Raw genomic sequence first — 13,525 nt, forward strand, 5'->3', positions numbered from 1 at the left:
TGCCGCATCGGGCCCGCGGTCCACGCCGCGCGCGGCACCCCCCGGCCCACCCCCACGGGCCGAGGCGACCACGGAGCACGAGTGCCCCGGACGAGACCGACACGCGCGCCACGGCCTGTCCTCCGCCGTCCACGGGGTCCCGGACCTGGCGCAGGAACCGGTGTGGCGGCTGTCGGCGTGGGACCACCGGGTCCGCCTCCGGCTGTCGTCGCCCGCTCGACGGTGAGGTCTCCTCGGAGCGATCGCTGCGTCGACGCGCGGGGATGTCCGCCGGCCCGTCCGGCTTCCTACCCTGACGCCGTGCCCGACTCCAGGGACGTGTCCGCGCACGGGGGCGAGGTCCACAGCCGCCGGGCCGACCTGCTGCTCGCGGTGACGCAGACCCTCACCGTCGCGCTGGTCATCGCCGCGGATCCGGAGGGGACCGCTCGGGCCACCCCCGGCGCCTACCTGTTCGCCGTCGGGTTCGGCGCCCTGGCCCTGGTGGGCCGCCGCGCCCCCCGCCTCGTCCTGGCGCTGACCGTGTTCTGCGTCTTCGCCTACTACGCCCTCGGCTTCCCGCCGATCGGCATCGCCCTGCCGGCCGTCGCCGCGCTCTACCGGGCGGCCGACGTCGGTGCCCTCCGCTGGGCGGTCGGCGCGGGGGCGGTGCTGGTCGCCGTGGCCGCCTGGGCCCGGGTCGCCGAGGGGCTGCCCACCACGTACCTGCTCAGCTACGAGTTGCTCACCAACGTGGCGCTCGTCGCCGCGGCGATCGCTCTCGGCGTGAGCGTCCGTGCCCGGCGGGAGGCGCGGTCCTCCCAGCAGCGGCTGCGGGCGCTGGCGGCCGCTGAACAGGCTCGGGAGGCCGAGGGCCGGCTGCAGGCCGAGCGGGTGCGCATCGCCCAGGACCTGCACGACTCCGTCGGTCATGCCATGTCGGTGATCGCCCTGCACGGCAACGTCGCTGCCGAGGCCATCGGCCGGGACGACGAGGTGGCCCGGCGGGCGGTCGAGCAGATCGGTGCGGCGACCTCCGCCCAGCTGCGGGAGTTGCGGGCCACCGTGAAGCTCCTCCGTTCCCCGATGGGCGACGCCGAACGGGGGGCGGTGAGCCTCTCCGGGCTCGGGCGCCTGGCGGACGCCGCCCGGGAGGCTGGAGTCACGGTGGATCTCGACCTCACCGTTGGCGAGGGGTGCCTCGACGGCGCCATCGAGGCGGCCGCCTACCGCATCGTGCAGGAGTCGCTCACCAACGTCATCCGGCACTCCGGGGCCACCCGTGCGGCAGTCACCGCCGGTGTCCGTGGCGACCGGCTGGAGCTGGTGATCGCCGACGACGGTCGGGGGAGTCGCTCGGGCGGGCTGTCGTCAGCAGGGAGTGGGCAGGGACTGGTCGGCATGCGCGAGCGGGCCGCCGTCCTCGGCGGGCAGCTCACTGCCCGGCGCGGGCCGGCCGGCGGCTTTCTCGTGCACGCCGTGCTGCCGGTGAGGTTGGACCCGTGATCCGGATCGTGCTGGTCGACGACCAGGAGCTCGTGCGTGCAGGGCTGCGGACCCTCGCCGAGCGCGACGGCGACATCACCGTCGTCGGGGAGGCCGGCACCGGTCGCGCGGGCCTGGCACGCATCCGCGAACTGCGCCCCGACGTCGTCCTCATGGACGTCCGCATGCCGGAGATGGACGGCCTCCGGGCGACGCGCGAGGTCGTGGCGGACCCGCAGTTGAGGGACGTCCGCGTGCTGGTGCTCACCACGTTCGACGAGGACGAGCACGTGTTCGAGGCCATCCGCGCCGGCGCGGCCGGTTACCTGCTCAAGGACGTCTCGCCGACGGACCTGCGCCGGGGGATCCGCGTGGTGGCCGCGGGTGAGGCGCTGCTGTCCCCCTCGGTCACCCGGACGGTGCTGCAGTCCCTGGCCGACCGGCTGCAGGCCGCGGTGGACGACACGCCGCTGCAGGCGCTCACCGAGCGGGAGAGGGAGGTCCTCGCCCTCGTGGGCCGGGGCCTGTCCAACCAGGAGATCGCCCAGGAGCTGTTCCTCTCCCCTGCAACGGCACGCACCTACGTCTCCCGACTGCTGACCAGACTCGGCGCCCGCGACCGCGCCCGCCTGGTCGTGCTCGCCTACGAGACCGGGCTGGTCATCCCGGGGACCTGAGTCGGCGCCGCCCTCCGGGTGGGGCCCGAGCGTGGTGGCGACGAGCCCGGCCCGTGTAGCCGGTGGCGACGGCACCGTCCGGCCCGGGAGCAGCCGGGTCCTGCCCCGGCCGGCCGGCACCAGGTGTGCTGGCGGGGAGGTGATCCGGGGGAGAAGCGCTGGGCCGGGCGCCGGACGACGCCCGGATCACCCGCCTTCGCTGGTCGGACGCCTGGCCCGGCTGCGCTGCCCTCGTGCGCGACGAGCCGCGCGACCAGGGAGCGGTCGACCGTCATGGAGACGGGGCTGCGGTCCCTTCTCCGGTCCACCTCCGGCGACGCTCCCCCTGCGCGGACCTCCTGGTGCAGCGGGGATCGCGAGCTCCTGTCCTCCTGCACCTCCAGCTAGGCGGCTGCCCGCTGCCGCGTCCGATCCGCGCCTGGCCGGGAAGCGCGGTCAGCTGCCGCATCCCGTCTGGCGTCCGCCGAGCCGCCCTCCTCGGCCGCGCGACGACCCAGCGGGTCACGAGCGCCGTCCGGACGCCGCGGAGGACACGACGGCGCGCGGACGACGAGCGGCACGTGCGCGTGGTCGCCGGGGACGTGGGCCCTGCGGGTGGGCGACGTCCCACCGCGGTCCCCGGGACCGGGGAAGGCGCGTCCCCGAAGGCTCCGCCGCCCCGCCCGGGCAGGGACCTGTGGCCGTGTCCGGCTCCTCGGCCGTCCCCTAGCGTCGCTGCCGCGGTGCGCGCGCTCCCCACGCGGGTGCGCGTCCACAGCGTTGGACGAGGAGCAGCCATGACACAGGGACTGTCGACTCCGATCCTCCTCCGTTCCGGTCATCCCGCCGGTGGAGCGCTCGCCGGTGCGGCTGCACACCCGTCCCGCCGGCCGGCCCGGCGCGCGGGCGGGGTGACTCGGCGATCCCGCGATGCGTCGGGCGAACCGACCACCGGTTGCCCGGTCGACCCGGTCTCCGTCCCCCTGGTGGGTGACGCCGTCGTGAGGGTTCCTGCCGCGTCCGGCGGGCCGCTGAGCCCGGCCGGTGACACGGAGCGAGGTGCGGCATGAGCCCGGAGTCCCGCCGGGTCGCCGGCATCGTCCTCATCGTCCTTCCCACGGTCGTCATCGGCGGGGTCAGCGTGCTGAGCCTGCTGATCGGCGACCCGGGCTACCGCGACAACCCGCTGCGGCAGGACCTGTGGCGCGCCGGTCACGCGCACGCGGGCGTGCTGTTGCTCCTGTCCCTGGTCGCGCTCCGTTACGTCGACGAGACCAGGCTGTCCGAGCGCGCCCGCTGGTTCGTGCGGCTCGCATTCCCCACCGCGGCCGTCCTGCTGCCCGTGGCGTTCTTCCTGTCCGTCCTGATGCCGCAGGACCGAGAGCCCAGCGCGGTCATCCACCTCGCCTACGCCGGGGCGGTCGTCCTCGTGTCGGGGATGCTCACCCTCGCCGTCGGCCTGCTTCGGGGGACCACGTCCCCGTCGGCCCGGGGCGGGTCACCGTCACCCGAGGCACTCGCGCCGCCGGCCCCGCGTGACCCGCATCCCCGTGCCTCCTCGCCCACACCTCCGATGGGTTGATCCTCATGATCTTCCTCGTCGTGCTCGCGCTCGCGACCGTGGTGGCCGCGCTCGTCCTGTGGCCGTCGTCCGGACGCCGCTCCGCCCGCCGAGCGGCTCGCCTCGGCATGGCCACCGCCATGGTCTTCGCCGGGGTGGCCCACTGGGTGATGCCGACCCCCTTCGTCCAGCACCTGCCGCCGTGGGTGCCCGCCGCGGAGGCCCTCGTCCTCGCGACCGGTGTGATCGAGATCGGCCTCGGCCTCGGCCTCCTGCTCCGCCAGCCGTGGCGGCGCCGCGCCGGGCTCGCGCTCGCGGTCTACCTGGTCGCCGTCTTCCCGGCCAACGTGTACGTCGCGGTCGCAGGCATCGAGGTGGAGGGGCAGCCAGGGGGCTGGTACCCCTGGCTGCGACTGCCCTTCCAGGTGCTGTTCGTCGCCTGGGCGCTGTGGAGCACCGAGTGGGACCTCCAGCAGTTGCGCGCTGCGGCGCACAGGCTCGTCGGCAGGACCCCTCGGGCCGGGGAGGTCTCGCCGGTGGCCTCCCGGGCGGAGAGGTAGAGGGGGACCGGTTCGTCCGGGCGGCACCCGCGGGTGCTCCACCGCGGTCGCCGAGGAGCGGCACGCTGGTACCAGCGGGCGCCCACCGCGGACGACGTCGCCACCGAGGAGGAACCGGTGACCCTGTACGGGACCCTCGCCCCATCGGACCAGCGGACTCTGCGGCTGGCGCCGCTGTGGATGTCCAGCGCACTGGTCGGCCGGACGCGGCTGGAGACCTGGGAGCTGGAGGCGATCCGGGACGCCGTTCGGGTCACGCTGCCGACGACCGCCGGGCTCGGCGGCGAGGCGCTCCGGGCGGCGCTGGACGATCCCGACCTCGTGGCGGCGTACGAGCGGGACGGCCGCCCCGTCACCACCGGCCTGCTCGCGGCGGCGACGGTGTCGGCCGGGCTCGGCGCCGGTGCCGCGAGCTCGATGAGGTCTGCCCTGCTCGCCGTCGGCGAAGGGGTCGCGCGGGCGCGGGGGCCGTTCGGTCGCTCCATCAGCCGCCAGGATGCCGACACGCTCGAGCTGCTGGCCGAGATCATGGACCTGAGTGACGCGGACCCGCACCGCCTGTTCGCGTCCGTCTGATCCCTCCCGGCGCCCCTGGACAGCCGCCAGGACCAGCCCGATCCGCCTCAGCCGGTCGCCGACGGATCCTGCAGGGGCAACGCTGAAGAGGAGGAACACGCCGCCAGCCTGGGCAGCGGCCCCCACCGCCGTCCGGCGCACGTGCCACCTGGCTCCATCGCCCGCCGCCGGCCGTGCCGGGGCGGACGCCCCGGGACCCACTGCGCACGTCCGGGGGTCCAGGGGCCGCAGGTCCACGTTCCGCCGTCCTGACCGTGTGGTCCCCCGGGACGTCGGCGACCGCTCGAACCCTCGGGGGCGGGGCTGTTCCAGCGCGTGCAGCCACACCGCGGAGGTGGCAACCGGGCCGGCCGCCGACCGCATCGACCCGTGCCGGTCCGGCTGCGGCGCACGATCGGTGCCAAGGTGTGGGGTCGACGTGGCGACGGTGCCGTTGACCTCGCCACTCCCCGTACCCCGAGGAGCAGGTCATGGTCGTGCTTCACACCGCGATAGCCATCGCCGTCATCGTGCTGCTCATCATCAAGGTCAGGGTCGACCCGGTGATCTCGCTGATCATCGGGTCGCTCTATCTCGGTCTCGCGACCGGTGTCGGCTTCACGGCGACGCTGACGGCGATCGCCACCGGCTTCGGCGAGATCATGGGCGAGGTGGGCCTGCTCATCGGCTTCGGCGTGCTCATCGGGGCGATGCTGCATGCGATCGGCGCCTTCCGGAAGATGGTGACCCTGCTCGTCGACCGTGTCGGCGCGCACCGGCTCCCCTATGCCTTGACGGCGGCGATGTCGACGATCTTCCCCTCGATCTACGTGGACGTGCAGGTCGTGCTGGCTTCTCCGGTGGCGCGTTCGACCGCGCCGTTCATCGGCCGGACCGGCTTGCCACACATGTCCGGTGCGCTGGGGACCGGGATCTTCGCCGGCTACGTCTTCGTGATCCCGGGACTGGCCGCGGTCTCCATCGCGGGCCTGCTCGGGATCCCGCTCGGCACCTGGCTGATCTACGGCCTCGTGCTGGGGCCGTTGACCGCGATCGTCACGACGTTGGTCTTCCGGTTGCTCCTGCGTGGCCGCTACTGGAACGAGGCCAGGGACGAGCACGTCGACGAGGCGATGGTCGAGCAGGAGACCACCGAGCTGGTCGAGGAGGACAGCGCGACGCCCCCGCTGCTGGTCTGCCTGCTGCCCATCCTGGTGCCGCTCGTGTTGATCGCGTTCGGTGCCTTCGCCGAACTGCTGGAGTTCTCCAACGACTTCATCGCCTTCCTCGGCGACGCCAACTTCGCGCTCTTCGTCGGCCTGGTCGGCGCCTACGTGCTCTGCCGGCGCACCCTGGGCTCGGAGGGCACGGACGTGGCGATGAGCGAGGGTTTCCACACCACCGGCGCGATCCTCCTCATCACCGGCATCGGCGGGTCCCTGGGTGCCGTCATCGGGGAGACCGGGCTGGACACGATCCTGGCCGACCTCTTCACCGCCGACGCAGGGGCACCGGTCATCCTCAGCATCCTGCTCGCCTGGTTCATCGCGGCGGTGCTGCACCTGGCGATCGGATCGGTGTCGGTGGCGGCCATCACAGCCGCGGGCATCATCGGCCCGGTGCTCGGGTCGATCAACGTCTCGCCGCTCGTCATCGGCCTGGCCATCGCCTCGGGCGCGATGTTCGCGCTCCAGGTCAACAGCAACTTCTTCTGGATGTACAAGTCGCTGCTGGGGCTGTCGACCCAGGGCACCTTCAAGACCCTGACGATGGTCACCTCCGTCGCCTCGGTCGTCTCGCTGCCGATGGTCATGGCGGTGGCGCTCATCGCGTAGGCGGCCAGCCGGCGGGCCAGCCGCAGCCGGGTGCGGGCGGCGACATCGGCCAGGTCCAGCGGTCGGCCGCGATCGGGCAGCGGATCTTCGGAGTGGTTCATCCAGGACCTGCGCCAGTCCCGGGCGCGAAGTCGTGACCCGGGACCGGCGCAGCCGGCGACGGCTGGCGTGCCGCCGCCTCAGGGTCGGGGATCGTCCTGCTGGACCTCACGGTCGGGGAGTTCCTCGACGGTCACGGGCGCGGGGGTGGCGGGTCCGAAGACCCGCGTCGCGGCCGTGACCGTCCCCTTCAGGACGTGCTGCACGTAGTTCGCGGCGGCCATGGGGCCCAGGCCGAAGGGCAACAGCCCGGCGAGGAGCGGCGGTCCGACCGCCAGCGCCCATGCCCGGAGGATCTCCGACTGCGAGGCGGCGATCTCCTGCCGCTCCTTGGCCGTCAGCGCCGCCAGAGCGTCGTACGCGGCGGCTCGCCGCAGCAGGGACGCGTGGGGCCCGAGGATCGCCTCGGGACGGATCCGGCCGGTCTTGTCGAGCCTGACCGCGCCGTCGGTGAGGACCAGCAGGACGGCGATACGGGTCAGTTCGGGGTCGGTGAGGTCCCTGTCGTGGAGCAGTCCGACCTTGATCGCCGCGCTCACCGCCTCCTTGAGGACCTCCCTCAACGCGACCGGGAGTGCGGCAGCCGAGATGGCCGTCCCGTAACCGGGGAGGATCGACGGCAGGGAGTAGGAGACCGCTCGCGCCGCCCTGATCCGGTTGCCGCGTGTCACCTGGCCGACCAGGTCCCCCGGTGCGACCAGGGGCTTGCCCGCACGGGCCTTGTCGACGACCTGCTGGGCCTCCTCGAGGGAGGGTTGGAGAGTCCGGTTGATCAGTGCCATCGCACGCTCGACGGTCGACTCGATGTCGAACTCCGGCTTGGGGAAGGTGAAACCGCTGGTCATGTCGGTCTCCTGTCCGTTGGTGACGCACGGAGGATGCCAGCGGGCCGCTCCGGGAGGGGGACGACGGCGTCCGACCGTCGGCCGGGTCACCGACTGCTACGGAGCCCCGGTCGGCGTCGCGGTCGTCGCCGTCCTGCCGATCGGTTCGCGCAGGCCGTCCGACGAGGGCCGCGGCTCGACGCCGGCTCGGCGGTCCGGGGACGCTTGGGATCGAGCAGGTGCCGCGCCCGCGGGGGGCCGGGACGACGTCCGGATCCGGGATCTCGGGCACACGCCGTTGCCGAGGACCGGGAGCGGGACGCCATTGACGCACGGTGTGGCCTGGAGCCGCCCCCAGGGGCAGCGAGGTGGAGGACGATCGGTCGCTGAGGCGACCGATCCACGACCGACGAACCGCCATCGACGTCAGACGCCGACCAACAGTGGCCGACGAGCTGGAGGAGGACGCCAGCAGGTCCTCCAACCGGATGGCCATCCGCGGGGGTCGTCCGGGGGGTGAGCGCCGTGCGGGGCCGCACCGTCGCCGGGCTCAGTCGGCGGTCGGACGCCTGGCGCGGCTCGGCTGGACCCGCATGGGCTCGCCCGGCATCTTCGGGTAGTCCGGGGGATAGGGCAGGTCGCCGAGGCCCTGGTCCTTCGCCTGGCGCTCGGCCAGCTCGAGCAGCGGCTCGATGCCGAACGCGTGGTCGGAGATCCCGGCGTGCTTGTCACCGACCTCGCGGAAACGGGCCGGCATGGTCAGCACGTCGAAGTCGGTCGGGTGGACGTCGGGCAGCTCGTCCCAGTCGACCGGCGCCGAGACCGGGGCGTGCGGCTTGGGCCGGATGGAGTAGGCCGAGGCGATCGTGCGGTCCCGGGCCATCTGGTTGTAGTCGATGAAGATCTTCTCGCCGCGTTCCTCCTTCCACCACGACATCGTCACGCGGTCGGGGATCCGCCGTTCCAGCTCGCGGCCGAAGGCGATGACCGCGCGGCGCACCTCGGGGAAGGTCCAGCGCGGCTGGATCGGGACGTAGACGTGGACGCCGCGGCCGCCGGAGGTCTTCGGCCAGCCCTGCATGCCGAACTCCGCCAGCAGCTCGCGCACGTGCGGGGCCACCCGGACGGCGTCGGAGAAGTCGGTGCCGGGCTGCGGGTCCAGGTCGATGCGGATCTGGTCGGGAGACTCGACGTCGGACTTCGACACCGGCCACGGGTGGAACGTCAGCGTGCCCAGGTTCGCGCACCAGGCGACGACGGCCACCGAGTCCGGCGCGATCTCGTCCGCCGTCCGCCCGCTGGGGAAGGTGATGTGTGCGGTCGGCACCCAGTCGGGGGCGTTCTTGGGCACCCGCTTCTGGTAGAAGGCGTCGCCGGTGTTGTCCGTGCGGGTGGACAGCCGCGCGCCCTCGAACACCCCGCCCGGCCAGCGCTCCAGCGTCGTCGGTCGGTCCCGCAGCGCGTGCAGGATCCCGCCGCCGACGGCGATGAAGTACTCGACGACGTCGATCTTGCGGATGCCCCGCTCGGCGAAGTACGGCTTCTCCGGGCTGGAGACCCGCACCTCGTGCCCGTCGACCTGCAGCAGGACGGCGTCCTTCGACGACGCCATCAGCGACCCGATCCCGCGGAAGTGATCACCCGGCGCACCCTAGGGCGCTCGGACCGGGCACGTCAGCCCGTCCCGGGGCGCCACCACTCAGGCGGGGCAGGTCAGCCCGTCCTGCGGCACCACCAGGTCGATGAGGTAGGCGTTGACCGCCCCCGTCACGCAGGGGGTCTTCGGGTAGGCGGTGTGGCCCTGCCCCTGCCAGGTGAGCAGGACTCCGGAGGTGAGGTCCTCGGCCATGTCGACCGCGCCGGGCAGCGGGGTCACCGGGTCGCCGGAGTTGCCGACCACCAGGATCGGCGCCGCACCCTCGGCGTCCCGCTCGGGGAGGGGCGTGCGCTCGGCCTCCCACACCGTGCAGTTGTTCAGCCCCACGGCCGAGCCGGCGCCGAACAGCGGGAAGCGCTGGCCCCACTCGGTGGCCAGGGTGCGGATCTCCTCCTCGGACACCGCCGTCGCCGGGTCCGTGTCGGCGCAGTTGATCGCCACGCTGGCGTCCATCAGGTTGGTGTAGGTGCCGTCCTGCAGCCGGCCCCAGTAGGCGTCGGCCAGTGAGAACACCTGCTGCGAGTCGCCGTTGCGGGCGGCGGCCAGACCCTGCGCCAGCTGCGGCCAGCGACCGGTGTCGTACAGCGCCGAGACGACGGCGGTCATGATGACGCCCGGCGTCGCCTGGCGGGTCTCGCCGGCCAGCGCACTGGGGATGGGCGCCGTCGTCGCCTGGTCCAGCAGCTCCTCCACGAAGCGGCGCGGGTCCGGGCCGAGCGGGCAGCCGGCGACCAGGCCGGTGCAGTTGGCCGCGAAGGCGTCGAAGCTGGCCTCCAGCGAGGTCGACTGCTGCTCGGCGTCGGCCCGCGGGTCGGCGTCCGGGTCGACGGCGGCGTCGAGCACCAGCGCCCGCACCCGGTCGGGGAACAGCTCGGCGTAGGTGGAGCCGAGGGTGGTGCCGTAGGAGTAGCCGAGGTAGGTCAGCTGCTCGTCGCCGAGCGACTCGCGCAGCAGGTCCATGTCCCGCGCGGTGTCGACGGTGTTGAAGGTGCCCAGCGAGTCGGGGTACTCCTCGGCGCAGCCGTCGGCGATCTCCTGCTGCAGCGCGAAGGCCTCGTCGACCTGCTCGGGCGTGGCCGGCCGCGGCTCGGAGGCCACGATCCGGTCCTTGAGGTCCGGCGGGATGCACTCGACCGGCGTGGACAGCCCGACGCCGCGCGGGTCGAAGCCGACGACGTCGAAGCGGCGCAGCACGTCCTCGGGCAGCGTGAGCGCCGAGCCGATCGCGGCGTCGGCGCCGGAGGCGCCCGGGCCGCCGGGGTTGATGACCAGCGAGCCGATGCGGTCGGCCTGCTGGGCCCAGCGGGCGCGGACCAGGAACAGCGGCAGCGTGGCGCCCTGCGGCTCGTCGTAGCTGATCGGCACCTCGGTGCGGCCGCACTCGAAGACCAGGTCGCGCTCGCTGCCCGGGGTGCCGGCCACCAGTTCGGTGATCTGGGCGTCGCAGTCGCTCCAGGCGATCTCCGCGGCCTGCGGCTCGGCCGGTGCCGAGGACGCCGAGGCCGACGAGTCCGCCGCGGTGTCCTCGGAGGAGGTGCAGCCGGAGACCGCCACGAGCAGGCCGGAGGCAGCGGCGATGAGACCGCGGGACAGGCGCATGGGTCCCGAGGGTATGAGGCCCGGCCGGGCGGCGCAGACACGCCCCCGACCGGGTGACGGGTCCTCAGCCGAGGGTCACGCCACCGTCACGTCGCGGTGTCGCCCTCAGCCGGCGAAGACCTCCGCCAGGTCGTAGCGCACCGGCACCTCCAGCTGGTCGTAGGTGCAGCTGCGCGCCTCCCGGTCGGGTCGCCAGCGCAGGAACTGGCCGGTGTGCCGCAGCCGCCGTCCCTCCAGCTGGTCGTACTTGACCTCCACCACCAGCTCCGGGCGCAGCGGCACCCAGGAGAGGTCCTTGCCGGCGTTCCAGCGGCTCTGCGCGCCGGGCATCCGGTGCTCCTCGCCGTTCGCCCCGTTCACGACCTCCGCGTTCGCCCAGTCCTGCCACGGGTGCCCGTCGAGCGCCTCGGCCCGGTAGGGCGCCAGTTCCTCGACCAGCTCGGCCCGCCGGGCCATCGGGAAGGACGCCGCGACGCCGATGTGCTGCAGGTCGCCGGAGTCGTCGTAGAGGCCCAGCAGCAGCGACCCCACGATCGGCCCGCTCTTGTGCCAGCGGAAGCCGGCGACCACGCAGTCCGCCGTCCGCACGTGCTTGACCTTGGTCATCAGCCGCTGGTCGGGGCCGTAGGGCAGGTCGGCGGCCTTGGCCACGACGCCGTCCAGCCCGGCGCCCTCGAACTCCTCGAACCAGCGCTGGGCGGTGTCGGGGTCCTGGGTGATCGCCGTGAGGTGCACCGACTCCGTGACGGTGACGACCTCCTGCAGCCGGGCCCGCCGCTGCGCGAACGGCACCTCGAGCAGCGACTCGTCGCCGATCGCCAGCAGGTCGAAGGCGACGAAGGACGCCGGCGTCTGCTCGGCGAGCAGCCGGACGCGCGACTCGGCCGGGTGGATGCGCTGCAGCAGCGCCTCGAAGTGCAGCCGGTCGCCGTCGGGGACGACGATCTCGCCGTCGACCACGCAGCGCTCGGGGAGTGCCGCCTTGACCGCCTCGACCACCTCGGGGAAGTAGCGGGTCAGCGGGCGCTCGTTGCGGCTGCCCAGCTCCACCTCGTCGCCGTCCCGGAAGACGATGCACCGGAAGCCGTCCCACTTCGGCTCATAGAAGGTGCCCTCGGCGGTGGGCACCTTGGTGACGGCCTTGGCCAGCATCGGCTTCACCGGCGGCAGCAGGGGCAGGTCCATGCCGGTCAGTCAAGCAGTCACCGCCGGCGGACGGCGGCGTGCGGCCGGCTCAGTAGCTGAAGGTGGTGGCGCCCTCGTCGCCGATCCACTCCCACAGGGGAACCGTGCCGGCGAGCTCGGCGCCCTTGACCAGCCCGGCGGCGTCGAGCTGCTTGGCGTTGAAGCAGATCGGGCAGACGAACAGCCGCCCGCCGGCCGTGGCGTAGCGCTCGAACAGGCTGGTCAACGGGGGGCAGCCCTCGCAGGCGGTCCCGACGGCCACGCCGTCCAGGGCCAGCCGCACGGCCTCCTTGGCCAGGAACACCGCGGTCGGACGTCCGGACTCGGCCGCCCCCACGGCCATGAGCATCGCGACGGTGACCGTCTCCGGGTCCTCGAGTCCGGTCTTCAGGCTGACCACTGCCTTGCCCATGGCTCCTCCTCCGCACGGTCGGGGAGGCGGACGCTAGGGGCGGCCGGGTGCCCGGCGCAGGAGTCGGAGGTCCCGCGGCAGCGTCCGATGGCGTTCCGGGTGGATGGCGCACCGTCCCCCTCGGGGCCCGGCCGGCCGCCGGCCGACCGCGATCGGGTCCCACGTCGCGGTGACCGTCCTCGTGCGGCAGCGCGGGGGCGGTGACCGCACCGCGAGGGCGGCGGTCCGAGTGCAGGCCGAGCCTCAGCGGGGCCGACCGTGGCGCGCGACGGCCGAGTCGGTGCCCGAGCAGCTCCCGGTTCGCGCCGACCACGCCGCCGCGGTGCGCGCCTTCCCGCTGTCCCGGGTGCGCGAGGTGGCCGGGCTGGAGCCGGTCGAGGAGGTGGACACCGACCAGATCACCGTGCCCGTCCGCGTCCGGTAGGTCAGCGCACCCCGTGCCGGGTGGACGGCACGTCGTCCTCCTCGAGCGGGTTCCCGGCCGAGTAGACTAAGTCACATGGCTACATCCGTCGGCGTGCACGAGGCCAAGACGCACCTGTCGCGGCTGCTCGAGAAGGTCGCCGCGGGTGAGGAGGTCGAGATCACCAATCGCGGCAAGGTCGTGGCCAGGTTGGTCGGTCCCGCGCGACGGACGCCGAACTTCGGGTTCGACCGCGGCAACGTGTGGATCGCCGACGACTTCGACGAGCTCCCCGAGGAGCTGCAGCGGGCGTTCGAGGGCGAGGAGTGAGGGTCCTCCTCGACACCCACGCGCTGGTGTGGGCCGCCACCACTCCGGAACGGCTCGGATCGGGCGTCGATCTGCTCGCTGACGCCGACGTGCGTCTGGTGTCGGCGGTGTGCGTGTGGGAGCTCGCGATCAAGCAGGGCCTGGGCAAGCTCTCCCTCCGGTCCGACGTCCGGACGTGGACGCGGCGTGTCACGACCGAGCTGGTGCTCGACCACCTACCGGTCACCGCCGACCACGCCGCCGCGGTGGAGCACCTGCCCGACGTCCACCGCGATCCGTTCGACCGGCTCCTCGTCGCCCAGGCCGTCGCCGAGGGAGCCGTGCTGCTCACCGCGGACGCGCGGCTCACGGCGTACGGCGACGCCGTCCGGCTGGTGGGCTGACC

At 73.5% G+C, this 13,525-nt stretch carries 14 protein-coding genes; 9 read left to right on the forward strand and 5 right to left on the reverse strand.

Annotated features, from left to right (window positions below; translation table 11 throughout):
- The first annotated feature begins 300 nt into the window (after positions 1-300).
- The 6 genes from BLS21_RS09655 (at position 301) to BLS21_RS09680 (ending at position 6,631) form a co-directional block, all read left to right on the forward strand.
- On the forward strand, positions 301-1,485 hold the full coding sequence (locus tag BLS21_RS09655) for a sensor histidine kinase (protein ID WP_217636072.1): 1,185 nt from the start codon (positions 301-303) through the stop codon (positions 1,483-1,485).
- Positions 1,482-2,141, forward strand: coding sequence for a response regulator (locus BLS21_RS09660; protein WP_091217028.1), 660 nt, complete (start codon positions 1,482-1,484; stop codon positions 2,139-2,141). The genes BLS21_RS09655 and BLS21_RS09660 overlap by 4 nt, the downstream gene beginning before the upstream one ends.
- Positions 2,142-3,186: 1,045 nt before the next feature.
- Positions 3,187-3,702: a hypothetical protein gene (locus BLS21_RS09665; RefSeq protein WP_175479520.1), complete on the forward strand. Its 516-nt coding sequence runs from the start codon at positions 3,187-3,189 to the stop codon at positions 3,700-3,702.
- Between the two features lie 5 nt (positions 3,703-3,707).
- A complete protein-coding gene (locus tag BLS21_RS09670; protein ID WP_091217030.1) occupies positions 3,708-4,241 on the forward strand; it encodes a DoxX family protein in 534 nt (177 codons plus the stop codon).
- A gap of 117 nt (positions 4,242-4,358) precedes the next feature.
- On the forward strand, positions 4,359-4,817 hold the full coding sequence (locus BLS21_RS09675) for a hypothetical protein (protein WP_139177074.1): 459 nt from the start codon (positions 4,359-4,361) through the stop codon (positions 4,815-4,817).
- A 470-nt stretch (positions 4,818-5,287) separates the two neighbouring features.
- Complete coding sequence (locus BLS21_RS09680; RefSeq protein WP_091217035.1) at positions 5,288-6,631, forward strand: GntP family permease; 1,344 nt, start codon at positions 5,288-5,290, stop codon at positions 6,629-6,631.
- A gap of 179 nt (positions 6,632-6,810) precedes the next feature.
- On the opposite strand, the gene BLS21_RS09685 is transcribed toward BLS21_RS09680, so the two are convergent.
- The 5 genes from BLS21_RS09685 to BLS21_RS09705 form a co-directional block, all read right to left on the reverse strand.
- Positions 6,811-7,575: a hypothetical protein gene (locus tag BLS21_RS09685; protein ID WP_091217037.1), complete on the reverse strand. Its 765-nt coding sequence runs from the start codon at positions 7,573-7,575 to the stop codon at positions 6,811-6,813.
- A gap of 529 nt (positions 7,576-8,104) precedes the next feature.
- Entirely contained in the window at positions 8,105-9,166 is a 1,062-nt protein-coding gene (locus BLS21_RS09690; RefSeq protein WP_091217039.1) for a DNA polymerase domain-containing protein, read from the reverse strand.
- Positions 9,167-9,253: 87 nt separating this feature from the next.
- On the reverse strand, positions 9,254-10,810 hold the full coding sequence (locus BLS21_RS09695; RefSeq protein WP_091217042.1) for an alpha/beta hydrolase: 1,557 nt from the start codon (positions 10,808-10,810) through the stop codon (positions 9,254-9,256).
- 105 nt (positions 10,811-10,915) lie between these two features.
- On the reverse strand, positions 10,916-11,995 hold the full coding sequence (locus BLS21_RS09700) for an ATP-dependent DNA ligase (RefSeq protein ID WP_091217045.1): 1,080 nt from the start codon (positions 11,993-11,995) through the stop codon (positions 10,916-10,918).
- 49 nt (positions 11,996-12,044) lie between these two features.
- Entirely contained in the window at positions 12,045-12,407 is a 363-nt protein-coding gene (locus BLS21_RS09705; RefSeq protein WP_091217047.1) for a DsrE family protein, read from the reverse strand.
- Positions 12,408-12,687: 280 nt separating this feature from the next.
- Between BLS21_RS09705 and BLS21_RS25105 the strand changes: the two genes are divergently transcribed.
- The 3 genes from BLS21_RS25105 (at position 12,688) to BLS21_RS09720 (ending at position 13,523) form a co-directional block, all read left to right on the forward strand.
- Positions 12,688-12,831 carry a hypothetical protein gene (locus BLS21_RS25105; protein ID WP_175479521.1) on the forward strand — a complete coding sequence of 48 codons (144 nt, stop codon included), beginning with the start codon at positions 12,688-12,690 and terminating at the stop codon, positions 12,829-12,831.
- Between the two features lie 75 nt (positions 12,832-12,906).
- Entirely contained in the window at positions 12,907-13,140 is a 234-nt protein-coding gene (locus tag BLS21_RS09715; protein ID WP_091217053.1) for a type II toxin-antitoxin system Phd/YefM family antitoxin, read from the forward strand.
- Positions 13,137-13,523 carry a type II toxin-antitoxin system VapC family toxin gene (locus BLS21_RS09720; RefSeq protein WP_091217055.1) on the forward strand — a complete coding sequence of 129 codons (387 nt, stop codon included), beginning with the start codon at positions 13,137-13,139 and terminating at the stop codon, positions 13,521-13,523. The genes BLS21_RS09715 and BLS21_RS09720 overlap by 4 nt, the downstream gene beginning before the upstream one ends.
- Positions 13,524-13,525 lie beyond the last annotated feature (2 nt).

It is taken from the genome of Geodermatophilus siccatus (genome assembly GCF_900103785.1).
Classification (GTDB): domain Bacteria; phylum Actinomycetota; class Actinomycetes; order Mycobacteriales; family Geodermatophilaceae; genus Geodermatophilus; species Geodermatophilus siccatus.